The organism is Paenibacillus sp. FSL R5-0701 (assembly GCF_037973995.1).
Taxonomy (GTDB): domain Bacteria; phylum Bacillota; class Bacilli; order Paenibacillales; family Paenibacillaceae; genus Paenibacillus.
In genome coordinates this window covers 5733113-5747399 of record NZ_CP150230.1, presented here as the reverse complement: position 1 = coordinate 5747399, position 14287 = coordinate 5733113, and the positions used below count along the sequence as shown (strand labels likewise).

Sequence of the window (14287 nt, the reverse complement as noted above, 5' to 3'; positions counted from 1 at the left end):
CTGCATCAGTCCCACTGAAATGGGGCTGTAAACTGTGGAGCAGCTATGCAATAACATAGCTGCTCCTTTTGTTTGGTTTTGAATAATTAAAAAGTAGACGTTGAAAATTGAAGATATTATTCAGCAGTTTGCACCACTCGAATTCAAACGTCTCCCTATAATGAAAGCTGCGTTCTGGAGTGGTGCTGGTGCAATATTGGTTGTGATGGAGTTATATCCTATTCGTACACTTGAATTTCATTGTAGAACGTATCACGTTCTACCGGAATACGTCCTGCACCCTTAATGAGCCATATGAGCTCTTTACGTGTAAGGCCTTCAGGAGTGAGTGCACCTGCCGCATGACTAATCCGTTCGCGGACGATTGTGCCGTGTGCATCCGAAGCACCGAATCCAAGGGCAACTTGAGCTAGCTGTGGACCGATATTAATGAAGTATGCTTTGATGTGATCGATGTTATCCAGCATCAGACGGCTGATCGCAATTGTTTTGAGATCCTCATAAGCCGAGTTACGACGCATAATGCTCGCGTTTTTACTTTTTGGCTGCATGGAAAGCGGGATAAAGACCATGAATCCGTTGGTCTCGTCTTGCAATTCACGGATCTGCACCATATGGTTGACCCGGTCCTCATAGGATTCAATCGATCCATACAACATCGTAGTATGTGTACGCATGCCCAGGTTATGAGCAGTACGGTGCACCTCAAGATAACGATCGACGTTCGCTTTGTCTACACGCATTTTTTTGCGATATTCATCCGACAGAATCTCAGCGCCGCCACCAGTCAATGTTTTCAGACCTGCTTTTTGCAGCTCCTGCAGAACTTCCTTAATACTGAGTCCGCTGATGCGGGTGAAGAAATCAATCTCGGCTGCCGTGTAGGCTTTCAGCGTAACATCCGGATATTTCTCGTTTAAAGCACGCAGGGAATCGACATAATACTGAAAAGGAACATGGTTATTATGTCCGCCTACAATATGGAACTCACGCACGCCCGGATGAATATGCTGTTCTACATAATCGATCATTTCCTGACCAGATAATGTATAGGAGCCTTCTTCACCCTGGTCTTTACGGAAATTACAAAAAGCGCAGTGGGCTTCACATACGTTCGTAAAATAAAGACTCATGTTTTCGATGAAATATACTTTCTTACCATTTTTCCGCAAGTTGGCCTCATTGGCCAGCTGGCCCAAAGTCAGCAGATCATCTGTTTCATACAGATATACGCCGTCTTCTACGTTCAGCCTTACGCCGTTCTGCACTTTCTCAACGATTTCAGCCATTCTTTTGTCTGTGAACGGTGTTACCAATGTAGACATACTGTTTCCTCCTGTTCTTAACCGGATTTGAGTTGTGTGTAGGATCTGTATACAGAACTACATAGCAAAGATGCGGTCAACTGCCGCCTTCTTATATGGACTAACTCTTATTTACCCGGTGCAGCGTGTGCTGCGTACGTAAAGCTAATTTTTTCATTAAAGTGAGTCCTGTGACTCTATATGCATTGGGGACTGCGGACAGTCTCGAAATGTGAAAAAAATTACAACTCTATATATGATCGTCACCTGAATAAGTCATGACAAAATATCGACATTTCAGTGCGACCACCTATTCATTATAAACCTCGTGTCGCGGGGGTTCAATACACTGGGAAGAAAAAGGAGTAGAGGGGGAACGCGGAAAGAGGCAAACATGACTTGAGACCCTTGACGGGGTGGAGTATAATTTAAAGAAGAGTTAATGAAAGGTTGTTCAAAAAGTACGCTTTTGATTACGAAGGATGCCTAGAGGCATCTCAGCGTCGAATATGGGATTCAGCCGAAATGTCCGTTGCTACGTAGTTTTGCCTACGCTCCGCTACTCCATTTCTATCTTCATCCCATCTTCTTGGTACTGAAAAGCGCCCTTTTGAACATGATTTTATATGAAAAAGGAGAGTGACCTGGCATGATTAACATCAGCGAAACGGCTGCTGACAGATTGAAAGAGATGCTTGCACAGCAAGAGACACCTGGTATGTTCCTGCGTCTTGGCGTAGCACCGGGCGGTTGCACCGGATTTTCGTACGCCATGGGCTTTGACGATAAAGAGTCCGATGAGGACTTGTATATGGATATTCAGAGCATGAAGGTTGTAGTCGAGAAGGAAAACCTGAAATACCTGGATGGACTTGAAATTGATTTTGAAGAGTCCGGTATGACGGGTGGTTTCACTATCCATAATCCGAACGCGGTAGCCACTTGTGGTTGTGGATCTTCTTTCCGTACGAAGGAAGACGCGGGCGTACCTGATAAAGATTGTTAAACTGGCGCGGGTTTGAGCGCATTCGGTAACGGATAACGGACGCAAGCATGTAACGGTAGCCTTACCAGTGCAGATTGTGAATTGCGCAGATATTTCGGTAGGTTAACAACCCGGGAAGATGAACGTTATCAATCCTTGAAATGCCATTTCAGGGTTGTGAATCACGACCTCTATGACGTATTAGTCTCGTACTAATTACGTTGTGGAGGTCTTTCTTTTATGGTCCGAAAAAAGGAAGGGTTCCACTCTGAGGCGGAAATCACCACTATTTTTCTAATGTACATAGAAATTCGAATGATATAGATTAAAACAACCACTCAAGGTTTTTCTAATTTCAGTCCTGTTTTCTATAACAATATGTAAGTATCGCTGAAACAAAAAAAGTACTGATTGAAGTTGTAAGTTGCAATCAGTACTTTACATTAGTTAATATGTTGTTCTCCAAAATATTCTTTAGCTAATTAACTTCATTTGAATTATGGCTGCACGATTTTGTCGAGATAATAATTCTGAATCCATCCCCAGGCTTGATATTTGTAACTATAGACATAGAGGTATGTCATCCCTTCTGCAACAACACTTTCCGTTCCGCCATAAACTACATCTCCGTAAACATGCGAACCAATATTTACTCCAGTTGGTGAAGGTGTTTTTCTAAAATTAGAATAGTCATTCACTCTATAGTATGAAGATAGAGCCAGTATGGATACATCTGAATTAGGTAATTCTTGAGTGATAGATGTTGCCTGTGTAGGTTGGATTACTGTATTACTAACATCTTCAGAAGCAAAGACTCCAGAAACAGGGATTAACATCGATGCAACTACGGATGTTGCGATGAATTTTTTTAACATGGCTAAACTCTCCTTTTTTTTGAATAGATTATAATTCGCTAAAATGAGTAAAATCACCGAGTGAGATGAAATAGAGTTATCTCTGATTACAAACAAATGCAAAAGAGTAAACTTAAATTATAAAATCAATTAAACCTCCTTATATTTACTTTTTTTCTTTTATATCCCATCCCACATATATAATGTAACATATATATGATGGAAAAATATTGTAAAATATGTGTCATTTTTTTCATATAATCTAAGGTTATCTATTCCAGATTAAAATGTCATTTTTATAGTTGTATGTGGAAAACTCTATAACTACGCTCTTTTTCATAGTCTGTAAATGGATAAAACAGGAAAAATATCGAAGTGATTTTATTCATATCTTTATAAATTAGAAGATTGAGTTCAGTTTGTGGGTATCCTTTAATAAGAATACTGTCTGAGCGAGAAGAGTTGACAAACCTAGTTGTAACAACTATAGTTACAATATAAAGTTCAAACATAAACAATATCGATAATTTAAAGGAGAGATCATGATGAACATTGCAATCATTGGTGCAACAGGCAAAGCAGGAAGTGTGATTTTGAAAGAAGCGGCAGACAGAGGGCATAAAGTAACGGCAATCGTTCGTAATGCATCCAAATTGGAAGATAAAAGCCTGAATACGCTGGAGAAAGATGTATTCGATCTTACAGCAGAAGATGTTAAAGCATTCGATGTGGTTGTAAATGCATTTGGTGCACCAGCGGGTAAAGAAAACCTTCATGTGGAAGTAGGACAAGCGTTGATCAACATCCTGAAGGATGCACCAAACACTCGTCTGATCGTTGTGGGTGGAGCAGGAAGCTTGTTCACAGACGAGTCCAAAACATTGCGTGTCTTTGAATCCCCAGGATTCCCTGATGCTTATAAAGCAACTGCAACGAACCAAGGCCAAAACTTGCAGGATCTGCAAGCATCTTCAGGTATTCAATGGACATTCTTGAGCCCGGCTGGATTCTTTAATCCAGAAGGCGTACGCACCGGCCAATATCAAGCAGGCAACGACGTTATTCTCGTGAATAGCGAAGGCAACAGCTACATCAGCTATGCAGACTATGCGATTGCTTTGGTTGATGAGATCGAAAATCCACAACACAAAAACGAGCGCTTTACCGTTGTTGGCGAAGTGAAGTAACACTTTTAGATTATAATATGGAACATACAAACGGACGCCGATCTCAACAGATCAGTGTCCGTTTTTTTTATGTTATCGAAGAGGGATGCTCTGCAATAACGTTAGACAGGTTAGATGAGTATCGTTCAACTTCCAACTACTCCTTTGAATCTATGTTATATTATTCTAAAGATGGGAAGGAAATGTGATTGGGTGAAAACCATCTTCTCTTCATTGGAATTTCTGCGAGTTCAAAAGTATAAGGGAGTGAACAGTTGTGAAGATGTATTCTAAAGGAGTCATACTATTGATATTTGTGGTTTTAATGATTAGTGTATCGAGTGGTTCAGGGTTATCCCAATATACAAACGTTAAAAATACGATGAATCAATTTCACATTACTTCTCTTTATCCGAAAAATAAGAATGGACAGACATATGGTTCTGCCGCATATGCGACTTCTCCAGAAACGGAACCTGATTTAATCTTGGCTACTGGTGTGGATGGTACAGAAGGATATCTGCTGAAAAAAGACATGGATGGCGAGCAACCAAAAACACCTGAAGAAGCTATTGCGATACAGAACAGCAGATCACCAGACGGATGGGATATTCCACTGTATGACAAAGATGGTGAAACCGTAATTGGCGTGTTTCATGTTGGAGGAAAGTGAAAGTAACCAAAATAGGATCAAATGTGATGCTACCATACATAGACGATTCTTTTCTGAATGGCTTCCTACTACAGGATATGAACAGGTCGACGGAATGGAATTTGAAATTACTGGTGGTAAAGATGGACTGAATTTTGTTGAGCTATGGTTTGCTGTAAGAAAAATATCTTAGTTTTATTTCTTTTAGATTAGTCTTGAATGGTAACTTAATAAAGACAAATGGAGCAACCAACTGTGTCCGATTGGTTGCTTCGTTGTTCATTCACCTAACGGCCAGGGGAAATGCAACATTTTTCCTGTTAAAGAGGTCAATAAAGATGTACGAATTAATGTTATGAGAAGAAGGTGGATAAACTGAAGCTTCGTATAATCATGTTGATTTTTTTTATCTCTACCGTGTTTTTTATTTCTGATGTACAAGATGTTAAAGCCTTGTCATGTGCCGAATCGGGAGGTCCCCAAGAACAGTTAGAAATATATGATGGAGCTGTTTATGGTGAAGTAAAGCAAGTAAAGGTCGACTTGAAGCAAGAGGGATTTACAGGGACCAAAGAGAAAATTAGATATATTTTAGTGGAAGTTGAGAGGAGTTGGAATACTGAAGTTGACTCTCAACTAATTATTGCAACTAACTTCACATGGGGATTTGATTTCAAGGAAGGTAACAAATACTTAATATACTTTAGCGAAGTGGATGGTGAATTAAGTAGTAGTCCGTGCAGTTCAACCATCGAAATGAACAATATTAATCAAGCAACTGAACTATTCGGGGAAGGCTTTCCACCAAAACAACAAGTAAACGTAGAACACAAAATGTGGTTTATGTTTGAGCAAGATATTGATTTGTTTATCGTAGGTGTAGTCGTATTTGCGGCGATCTTTATCTTCTTCATGAGAGTAAGAAAGAAAAAACGCAAAGTATAATTTGGTAGCGCTAAACGGGGAATTTTGCTCAAAGAAAAAGTCATTTGAACTAGGCATGGATTCCTGTATGACCTATTACCCCCTTTACTTAAACGAGGATCGAGGCGTATAATCCGTTGAGATATCAGAGCAATAAGAGGGGATACAGTTATGAATAGTGGATTAATCAACGCGATCATTGCGTATATCATGTGGGGAGTTCTCCCGCTGTATTGGAAGTTGTTTGAAAATGTACCGGCAGGTGAGATTTTATCGCACCGGGTTGTCTGGTCATTTGTCTTTATGGGGATTTTCGTTGCCGTCCAACGTCGTTGGAGTGACATGAAGCGCATTCTGACCAGTCGTTCGACCCTGCTGTCCCTTACCGCGAGTGGGCTGCTAATTGCTATTAACTGGCTTATCTTCATTTGGGCCGTTAACAACGGTCATGTCGTTGAGACAAGTCTGGGCTATTATTTGAACCCGTTGCTGAACGTGTTACTGGCGGTTGTCTTTCTTCATGAAAAGCCAAACCGTGGACAGTGGCTCGCGATTGCCATCGCTGGTGTCGCGGTGCTTATCATCGCCATCGACTACGGACGTTTCCCATGGGTAGCGATCTCGCTGGCCGTGTCATTTGGCTTGTACGGTCTGGCGAAGAAAAAGATTAAGCAAGACGCTTCTGTGGGTTTATTTTCGGAGACAGCTGTAGTTCTACCCGTCGCACTGGGCTACTGGATCTACTTAGCCATAGTAGGAAAAGCAACGGCATGGACGTTACCTGCGCCGATGTTCTTCGAACTGCTGCTTTCCGGTGTGGTGACGGCGCTGCCGCTGCTGTTCTTTGCAAGGGCGGCTGCTCGGATGTCGTTGTCCACACTAGGCTTCGTACAGTATATTGGGCCGACAATCATGCTGATCCTGAGTGTGTTTGTGTTCAAGGAAACGGTCTCGCCAGTTCTGCTTGTTGGTTTCACACTCATCTGGACAGCGCTTATCGTATACGCTGCCGCATCGATACGTGCTACGAGACTCGCTAAGGTAAGCTGAACAGAGGTATCTGAATCGTTATAAATGCCCTTTCTGCCAATGAGGTGGAGAGGGCAATTTTTTGTTTGTTGGGGAGCGATAGGTCGATAAAAACTAAAAAGGAAGGCTGATCAACGTTATGGTAAAATACAGGAGTAGTAATCAAAAATAGTAACTAAAAATAGTAACTAAAAAGAGTAACCAAAAAGAGTAATCGAAAAACGAGGAGGCGACAGATAGATGATCGTTAATGACCGTTACCGCAAACATGATCCATTCTTTGTAAAGAATGCTGTAGTTCAGATACTATTTCAGTTTGCAGTTTCAGCGATAATCGGTATTATATATGGGTTCATGATGGTCAACGAAACGATAGGTAGATATATTAATAAACTATTACCAAGCACGGATGGTCCGGATCTTCATTTATATCTGCCCGTTGTGGTTACAGTGTTTATCTACTCGTGTTTAATTCAAAAGAGACAACGGATTTTACTTGAAAAAATCTCATTTAGTTGTCTCCATATTTTGGTTGCCCTGCTAGGCTGTATTTCTTCAGTTGTTGTGTTATTGGTGATCTAATCTAAATCCTACGTATCTACACCTTCAGCCCCATCAACTGCATCAATGACGCCGACAGCAAGTGTTGTTACCGCAGCAGCAGCTAAAAGATTCTTGGCACCAAGCTTCACTCGGTCCTTATCTTCCTCTTTCATGCCCACAACAACATCTTTACCGCTGTTATATACATACTTGGCTGATATCGCTACACCTTTTGCAGTATTGGTTACGGCACCTCCAATATCGGCAAGCCCCGCGTCTATGGCGGTATCATCTTTTCGAATTGCACCACTGGCAAGATCATATGTCCCGCTAGCCAGTTGTCCAACGGTTTTGCCTGTATTAATCGTAGCTTTTTCTACGCCGTTCCCGATTTCTTTGATAAAGGGGCTACCCGCGATTTCACCAACAACCCTCACACTGCCGCCCAACACTTTTCCGGTAACTTCCCCAGCTAACTGACCGAACCCTTTTAAAAAGCTCATCCATATGCCTCCTCTCCAATTAGAAGTTGATCCTATGTGTTATCTCAATAAACTTATTATATTCATATGTAAGCCAAAAGAACATCAGTCTCCAGCCCGAGTGATGCCCCCCTCCTCGATTGATTGCGACACGCTTTAGGAGTGCCCGATCAGGAGCAGCAAGGTAGTGGAGGGGGCGGAATCGATTCTGAAGAAGCGGAGCGTTCGCCTTTATCCCCGGATTTTCCCCTAATAAGGGAATTCATAAAAATCTGGGGATAACAGCGATCATAAGAACGATCCGCCACCGGAACGCCCACCACGCTACCCCCTCAACGCAATCCAACGTAAAAAAAGGCGCTACTCCCACCGGGAACAGCGCCTTCCGCCTTTCGTTACCCTAATAACTTGCCTACACACGGTTTTAGAAGTGTCTCAAGGAGCAGCAACGTAGTGGAGGGGGCGGAATCGATTCTGAAGAAGCGAAGCGGTCGCCTTTATCCCCGGATTTTCCCCTTATCAGGGGAATTCATAAAAATCTGGGGATAACAGCGATCATAAGAACGATCCGCCACCGGAACGCCCACCACGCTACCCCCTCAACGCAATCCAACGTAAAAAAAGGCGCTACTCCCACCGGGAACAGCGCCTTCCGCCTTTCGGTACCCTAATAACTTGCCTACACACGGTTTTAGAAGTATCTCAAGGAGCAGCAACGTAGTGGAGGGGGCGGAATCGATTCTGAAGAAGCGGAGCGTTCGCCTTTATCCCCGGATTTTCCCCTTATCAGGGGAATTCATAAAAATCTGGGGATAACAGCGATCATAAGAACGATCCGCCACTGGAACGCCCACCACGCTGCCCACCAATTCACTTCTACCCACCGTACCTAGTCAATAAATCCTTCCATGACCACCGTTGGCATCATATTGGACTGCCATGCGCCTTTGCCGTAGCCGCCGTTGTATCCTGGTGTAGCCTGAGGCTCCCAGTAGAATACACCTTTACCTTTGCCATTGGGCAGATTACGGATTTGGTTTTTCATCGCAGCAACAAAACTTTTACCAGCTGCAGCCTGGTTATTGTCCATGCCAATTTCGGAGATGATGATCTCTTTACCATAACGGTTAATCATATCCTTGGCGTTGTTTACCGTATTTGTCACAGCAGTGTTCCAGCCGGAAGCTGAAGGATAGAGGGACATGGCAATCATGTCAAAGTTAGCTCCGTTATTAATCAGACCACCAATATTCCATACATAGAGGGCGTTATCATCTCCACCTGCCAGATGCACAATGGTTTTGGTGCCGCTGCTCAGGGACTTCACTGCGTTATGGCCTGTGTTCACCAGCCACGCATAGTTTTTCATGTTGGTGGATGCTTTGCCATCTTCCCATAACATACCATTGCTTGTTTCATTCCCGATCTGTACCCAGTCCGGGGTAACGCCTTTGCTTTGCATCGCCGTCATGACATCACGTGTGTGGTTCCACACCGCATCCATGAGCTGTTGAAACGTGTAGTTTTTCCAGGCAGCTGGTTTGGTTTGTTGACCAGGGTCTGCCCATGAATCGCTATAGTGCAGGGTAAGCATTACACTCATGCCAGCATTCTTGGCACGTTGTGCGAGTGCAGCCGCGCGATCCTTATTCATGTAACCGTTCCCATAATCATTCGAAGGATTAACGAATACCCGAATGCGAACGGAATTGATTTGATAGTCTTTTTTCAAAATATCAATGATGTCGCGCTGTACGCCGTTTTTATCTTTCCATTTGTAACCCAGGGCTTCCATTCCGGGAACCCAACTGATGTCGGCTCCTTTGGCGAAACTTGGTGCTGCGCTGGCATGCTGACCTGCGGGCAACATGATGGAGGTGAATAACAAAACAAAAGCCAACATGATGGATGTCTTGAAACCCCTTACATTTTTGAACATTACAAGATGCCTCCTCGGATTTAGGTTGAGTTGCATCCTAATTATAGCCATCCTGGTTTGCTCTACTAAAGGGTCCATTTCCAATATTTTGGGTGTTTTCTCAACCTCTCTACAGAAAAAGAGAAAACAAAAAGCCGTCCGAAGACGGCTTTTCTACCCGTGGCGCTTTTTGAAACATTGATCCGTATCCCGCGCCTCCACCAGACTCTTTTAATTTGAGCTAGTGGATCGGGTAAGGGACACGTTCAACATGACATTAGAAATGTTGACGCACCTCCTTTCCTTGTGGCAAGAGTATACAACACCTTGTTTCGGAAAGCTAGTCTTTTTTACGTATTTAAGCAAAATTATTTTTCAGTTTGGAACATCGTGATATCTCGTGCATAATGGCTCTTTGTTCCGTCATTGTTTCGGATGCGCACACTGTCTTCACTGATCCGCTCCACAATGCCACAACCGACCTCGCAATAGACACCAGCCGGGTCTTCCTGCCACGCGCTTACCATACATTGGGATAGTGCAGCCGTGAAAAACTCTATATTTTTTTGTAATGTTCTAGGTTTGTTGGATTTCATTATATACTCCTTTAATCAACTATATTTGGAATGAGAACAAGCAACCGGACCAAATCACACTGTACTTCACTTTACTCTGTCTATTGACCTTTGTAAAGGGATGGAAAAAGTTGCGGCCATGAGGTATCATTTACATAAATTTTACGTAGCGTTTACACTGCGCTGACGCTTGATGTTGATTACGAATAGTACAATTATATGAGAACTTCTAACCAAGAATAGATATGCAACACATTCGGAGGCCATACATGCATAGAGACGTCAAAACAGGTAACTACGTTAATCGTGATTTGAGTTGGGTTGAATTTAATCGGCGCGTACTTCAGGAGGCCCAGGATCCAACAACGCCTCTGCTGGAACGCATGAGATTTCTCGGCATTGTCGCTAGTAATCTGGACGAGTTCGTCAGTGTAAGGGTGGCGGAGACAAAAGAGAAGATCAAGGCCGGATTCACGCAAAAAGATTTTACAGGATACACGCCTTCGGGATTGTACCGCAGATTGATCAAACGAACCGGGACCATGGTCGCCGAACAGTATAAAACGTATCGTGAACTCATTCGTATACTCGCCAAGAAAGGCGTGAACATTCAGGAATATACAGATCTTAATGTGACACAGCAGCGCGCAATGGACCAGTACTTTCATGAAATTATTTTTCCGGTACTCACACCGATGGCGATTGACCAGAGTCGTCCGTTCCCGCTGGTACACAACAAGTCTGTCTATCTGTCCGTGATGTTACAGAAGGAAGGGGAGCAAGAGGGCGAGCCGTTTATGGCTATTGTTCAGGTACCTTCCAATCTGCCGCGGGTAGTTCAGGCTCCCATTCGGGCGAATAGCAAAAAGAAAACATTCATACTGATTGAAGATCTTATCAAACATCATATCCATACGCTCTTCAGCGGATATATCTCACTTGCTGCACAGGAATTCCGAGTCACCCGTAATGCGGATCTGTTCATTAATGAAGAAGAAGCGGAAGATCTGCTTGAGGCTATTGAAAAAGAATTGCGCCGCAGACGCCGCGGGGCTCCTGTACGACTGGAAGTCTGTAAGGATTTTCGTCCGGATGCTCTATTGGAATTGCAGGATGAATTTGATATTCAGGACCCGGTATATGAAATTGATGGACCACTTGATCTGAGTTTTCTGGCGGGATTCGTGGACAGTCTGGAAAGTTTCTCACATCTGAAATACAGTCCGGTGAAGCCAGTCTACCCACTTGAGTTTCTGCCAAGAGAAAGTCATTTTGAGCTGCTGCGCAAACGAGATGTACTGGTGCATCATCCGTACGAATCGTTTGAACCAGTCACTGATTTTATATTGGAGGCTTCGGAAGATCCAAGAGTTCTGGCCATCAAGATGACATTATATCGGGTCAATGGCGACTCACGTCTTATTCCGGCACTTGCACTTGCCGCTGAGAGTGGTAAGCAGGTCACGGTGGTGGTTGAACTGAAAGCCCGGTTTGATGAAGAGCGCAACATTGCTTGGGCCCGTAAGCTGGAGAAAGCCGGTTGTCACGTGGTTTATGGACTGGTTGGACTCAAGACCCATGCCAAAATCATACTTGTCGTACGCAGGGAACAGCAGGGGCTGAGACGTTATGTTCATGTAGGAACCGGTAACTATAATGAGAGTACAGCCAAAGTGTATACGGACGTGGGACTGTTCACCTCTAATCCGATTATTGGGGAAGATGCATCCGAATTGTTCAATGAGATTACCGGATACTCCGGTCCGAAGGCATTGCAGGCGTTCCGCGTAGCTCCAGATGGTATGAAGGATGAGCTGTTTGCACTGATTCGTAGAGAAACAGAGCATGCGCTGAAAGGCAAACCTTCCAGAATCATTGCCAAGATCAACTCCTTATCCCATCAGGAAATGATTGATGAATTGTACGAGGCTTCTCAAGCTGGCGTGCAGATTGATCTGATTGTGCGTGGTGTATGTTGTCTGCGTCCGGGGGTAGAGGGGCTCAGTGAGAATATTCGGGTCATTAGCATTGTGGATCGTTTTCTGGAGCATTCACGGTTGTTTTATTTTGAAAACAGCGGCAATCCCGATGTATTCATCTCCAGTGCAGACTGGATGACACGTAACCTGAATCGAAGAATTGAACTGATGTGTCCCGTATTCGATCCAGAGTTGAAAAAGATGCTGGTGGATATTCTTAATCTGTCGCTTATGGATAATGTCAAAGCCAGAGAACTTATGCCTGGTGGCAATTATGTATTTGTAAAAAATGAAAAGCCCCCGCTGAGAAGTCAGACGGAGGCCATGGGTATTATCCCTTGGAAGCCTGCTGAATGGAGTGCGTTAACGTAACTCCCCAGGCTTCCTTCAGATCCTTGACGGCCTCTTCCAGGCCATCAAGTTCCAGTAACGGCTCAGCTGTACAGGTGAATTGCACCTGCAGCGAGTCGTTTTCTTTTGTTGCTTTGATCGCAGCGATGCTCTCAGATCGATTAATGGCTTCGACTACGCGCAGCAGAGAGCCAATTCGATGAGCATGCCGCTCATCCGAGTTTTTCAGAATGTCCCGGTGCTTATTCAGCAGCTGGGGCGTTCTTTTTTTGGGATGATAATCAGCTGCACTGGCACTTAGAATGGTCTCCCGATGAGAAAGTCCATAGATGCTTGCATTCATAATCCAATAGGCCGAATGCTGTGTATAACGGAAATAGTTAATTTGCTTACCTGCCATGTGCAGCATGGAGGATGCATACAGGATTCGGGCATCTGCTTGATCAGGAGGGGTACCTTGTAATGCCGTATACAGGGTGACCATATCCTGATGAATCCGTTGCAGACGTTTCTCTGGAATAGGCGGACCAAAATGGATAAAGTTGCGGATACTGTCCTTCAGCGCGTCTGGAACGACCGGCTGACCTCCAGCCATGTAATCTCGCAATAACCCGTCTCGTAGACCCGCGCCACTAACCACATAACGATCTCCCTGTATTAACTGGAAGATTGTTCGCAGGATCAGTACGCCAGGCACAATGATGTCTGCGCGATCTTTGGCGAGCCCAGGTACCTTTTTGCGTTGTGCTGAGGTGAGATGTGGCAAGGAGCGAGCGATGTTCTCCATCGCTTCCTCACTGATCTCATAATGATGGCTGACAGGCAAAGAATACTGGGTACGCTTTTGTTCCACTTTGGCGAGTGTACGCATTGTGCCGCCAAGTCCGATGAGTGGCAGACCAGGATGCTCACGAATCCAATCCTGTCCACGGAGAGCCTCAATGACTTCGTTGCATAATGCATGTGCATTAACCTCGGTCCACTGATCTTCGCCCCCGTAACGGGCATGTGAATTCACTGCACCAATGGGGAGGGAGATGCTATGTAACCTTTTCCGATCCCGAAAGACCGTGATCTCTGTGCTGCCACCTCCAATATCCACGACGTAACCGTCTGCCAGATCAATGGATTGAGTGACACCAAGGAACCCATAATAGGCCTCCCGATCTCCCGATACACATTCAATGGTAAGTCCCGTCTCTGTCTCCAGCCATTCAATAATCTCCAGAACATTGCTTGCATTACGAATGGCAGCGGTAGCTGCTGCGCGAATCAGTTTGGTCTGATACGCTTCACAGGTCGCTTTGAATTGACGCAAGATGGTAATGGCTTTATCCAGAGAATGGCGCAGAATGGTTCCATCGGACTCAACAACGCTGCTCAGACGAGCGGCATATTTGTCTTCATGAATGATGCGATAGGCTGCGTCCTGATCCAGTTCATATATAACTAGACGAATGGAGTTCGAGCCGATATCAATAATTCCTAAGGTTTCATTAGTACGTGTCATAAGCATCTCCTTCTA

The 14287-nt window shown here is 44.1% G+C and carries 13 protein-coding genes; 7 read left to right on the top strand and 6 right to left on the bottom strand.

What is annotated here, in order from left to right; genetic code table 11:
* Nucleotides 1–218: 218 nt before the first annotated feature.
* Entirely contained in the window at nt 219–1325 is a 1107-nt protein-coding gene (gene mqnE, locus MKZ13_RS25365; RefSeq protein WP_047841294.1) for an aminofutalosine synthase MqnE, read from the bottom strand.
* A 628-nt stretch (nt 1326–1953) separates the two neighbouring features.
* Here mqnE and MKZ13_RS25360 point away from each other — a divergent pair.
* Nucleotides 1954–2310, top strand: a complete 357-nt coding sequence (locus MKZ13_RS25360; RefSeq protein ID WP_036605753.1) for an iron-sulfur cluster assembly accessory protein — start codon at nt 1954–1956, stop codon at nt 2308–2310.
* Nucleotides 2311–2786: 476 nt separating this feature from the next.
* Here MKZ13_RS25360 and MKZ13_RS25355 read toward each other — a convergent pair whose 3' ends face one another.
* Nucleotides 2787–3164, bottom strand: coding sequence for a hypothetical protein (locus tag MKZ13_RS25355; protein WP_221823572.1), 378 nt, complete (start codon nt 3162–3164; stop codon nt 2787–2789).
* Between the two features lie 524 nt (nt 3165–3688).
* Here MKZ13_RS25355 and MKZ13_RS25350 point away from each other — a divergent pair.
* From MKZ13_RS25350 to MKZ13_RS25330, 5 genes are all read left to right on the top strand, one after another.
* Complete coding sequence (locus MKZ13_RS25350) at nt 3689–4330, top strand: NAD(P)-dependent oxidoreductase (protein ID WP_339185451.1); 642 nt, start codon at nt 3689–3691, stop codon at nt 4328–4330.
* A gap of 286 nt (nt 4331–4616) precedes the next feature.
* Nucleotides 4617–4982 carry a hypothetical protein gene (locus tag MKZ13_RS25345; RefSeq protein ID WP_221823570.1) on the top strand — a complete coding sequence of 122 codons (366 nt, stop codon included), beginning with the start codon at nt 4617–4619 and terminating at the stop codon, nt 4980–4982.
* Between the two features lie 372 nt (nt 4983–5354).
* Nucleotides 5355–5906, top strand: coding sequence for a hypothetical protein (locus MKZ13_RS25340; RefSeq protein ID WP_339179128.1), 552 nt, complete (start codon nt 5355–5357; stop codon nt 5904–5906).
* A 150-nt stretch (nt 5907–6056) separates the two neighbouring features.
* Nucleotides 6057–6935: an EamA family transporter RarD gene (gene rarD, locus MKZ13_RS25335; RefSeq protein WP_339179126.1), complete on the top strand. Its 879-nt coding sequence runs from the start codon at nt 6057–6059 to the stop codon at nt 6933–6935.
* A 219-nt stretch (nt 6936–7154) separates the two neighbouring features.
* Nucleotides 7155–7496: a hypothetical protein gene (locus tag MKZ13_RS25330; RefSeq protein WP_221823566.1), complete on the top strand. Its 342-nt coding sequence runs from the start codon at nt 7155–7157 to the stop codon at nt 7494–7496.
* An 8-nt stretch (nt 7497–7504) separates the two neighbouring features.
* Here the strand turns inward: MKZ13_RS25330 and MKZ13_RS25325 are convergent, their stop codons facing one another.
* The 3 genes from MKZ13_RS25325 to MKZ13_RS25315 form a co-directional block, all read right to left on the bottom strand.
* Nucleotides 7505–7960 carry a hypothetical protein gene (locus tag MKZ13_RS25325; protein ID WP_221823564.1) on the bottom strand — a complete coding sequence of 152 codons (456 nt, stop codon included), beginning with the start codon at nt 7958–7960 and terminating at the stop codon, nt 7505–7507.
* An 868-nt stretch (nt 7961–8828) separates the two neighbouring features.
* On the bottom strand, nt 8829–9842 hold the full coding sequence (locus tag MKZ13_RS25320; protein ID WP_339185450.1) for a glycosyl hydrolase 53 family protein: 1014 nt from the start codon (nt 9840–9842) through the stop codon (nt 8829–8831).
* 383 nt (nt 9843–10225) lie between these two features.
* A complete protein-coding gene (locus MKZ13_RS25315) occupies nt 10226–10453 on the bottom strand; it encodes a hypothetical protein (protein WP_017692425.1) in 228 nt (75 codons plus the stop codon).
* 248 nt (nt 10454–10701) lie between these two features.
* Between MKZ13_RS25315 and ppk1 the strand changes: the two genes are divergently transcribed.
* Nucleotides 10702–12783, top strand: a complete 2082-nt coding sequence (gene ppk1 / locus MKZ13_RS25310) for a polyphosphate kinase 1 (protein WP_221821024.1) — start codon at nt 10702–10704, stop codon at nt 12781–12783.
* Here ppk1 and MKZ13_RS25305 read toward each other — a convergent pair.
* On the bottom strand, nt 12743–14272 hold the full coding sequence (locus MKZ13_RS25305; RefSeq protein WP_221821023.1) for a Ppx/GppA phosphatase family protein: 1530 nt from the start codon (nt 14270–14272) through the stop codon (nt 12743–12745). The genes ppk1 and MKZ13_RS25305 overlap by 41 nt on opposite strands.
* Between the last annotated feature and the right edge of the window lie 15 nt (nt 14273–14287).

What these genes read in the sequence shown, in the direction of transcription:
- MKZ13_RS25350 (WP_339185451.1), top strand. Translation starts at nt 3,689, where the DNA reads ATGAACATTGCAATCATTGGTGCAACAGGCAAAGCAGGAAGTGTGATT.
- rarD (WP_339179126.1), top strand. Translation starts at nt 6,057, where the DNA reads ATGAATAGTGGATTAATCAACGCGATCATTGCGTATATCATGTGGGGA.
- MKZ13_RS25315 (WP_017692425.1), bottom strand. Translation starts at nt 10,453, where the DNA reads ATGAAATCCAACAAACCTAGAACATTACAAAAAAATATAGAGTTTTTC.
- MKZ13_RS25330 (WP_221823566.1), top strand. Translation starts at nt 7,155, where the DNA reads ATGATCGTTAATGACCGTTACCGCAAACATGATCCATTCTTTGTAAAG.
- MKZ13_RS25360 (WP_036605753.1), top strand. Translation starts at nt 1,954, where the DNA reads ATGATTAACATCAGCGAAACGGCTGCTGACAGATTGAAAGAGATGCTT.
- MKZ13_RS25355 (WP_221823572.1), bottom strand. Translation starts at nt 3,164, where the DNA reads ATGTTAAAAAAATTCATCGCAACATCCGTAGTTGCATCGATGTTAATC.
- MKZ13_RS25325 (WP_221823564.1), bottom strand. Translation starts at nt 7,960, where the DNA reads ATGAGCTTTTTAAAAGGGTTCGGTCAGTTAGCTGGGGAAGTTACCGGA.
- mqnE (WP_047841294.1), bottom strand. Translation starts at nt 1,325, where the DNA reads ATGTCTACATTGGTAACACCGTTCACAGACAAAAGAATGGCTGAAATC.
- ppk1 (WP_221821024.1), top strand. Translation starts at nt 10,702, where the DNA reads ATGCATAGAGACGTCAAAACAGGTAACTACGTTAATCGTGATTTGAGT.
- MKZ13_RS25320 (WP_339185450.1), bottom strand. Translation starts at nt 9,842, where the DNA reads ATGTTGGCTTTTGTTTTGTTATTCACCTCCATCATGTTGCCCGCAGGT.
- MKZ13_RS25305 (WP_221821023.1), bottom strand. Translation starts at nt 14,272, where the DNA reads ATGACACGTACTAATGAAACCTTAGGAATTATTGATATCGGCTCGAAC.
- MKZ13_RS25340 (WP_339179128.1), top strand. Translation starts at nt 5,355, where the DNA reads ATGTTGATTTTTTTTATCTCTACCGTGTTTTTTATTTCTGATGTACAA.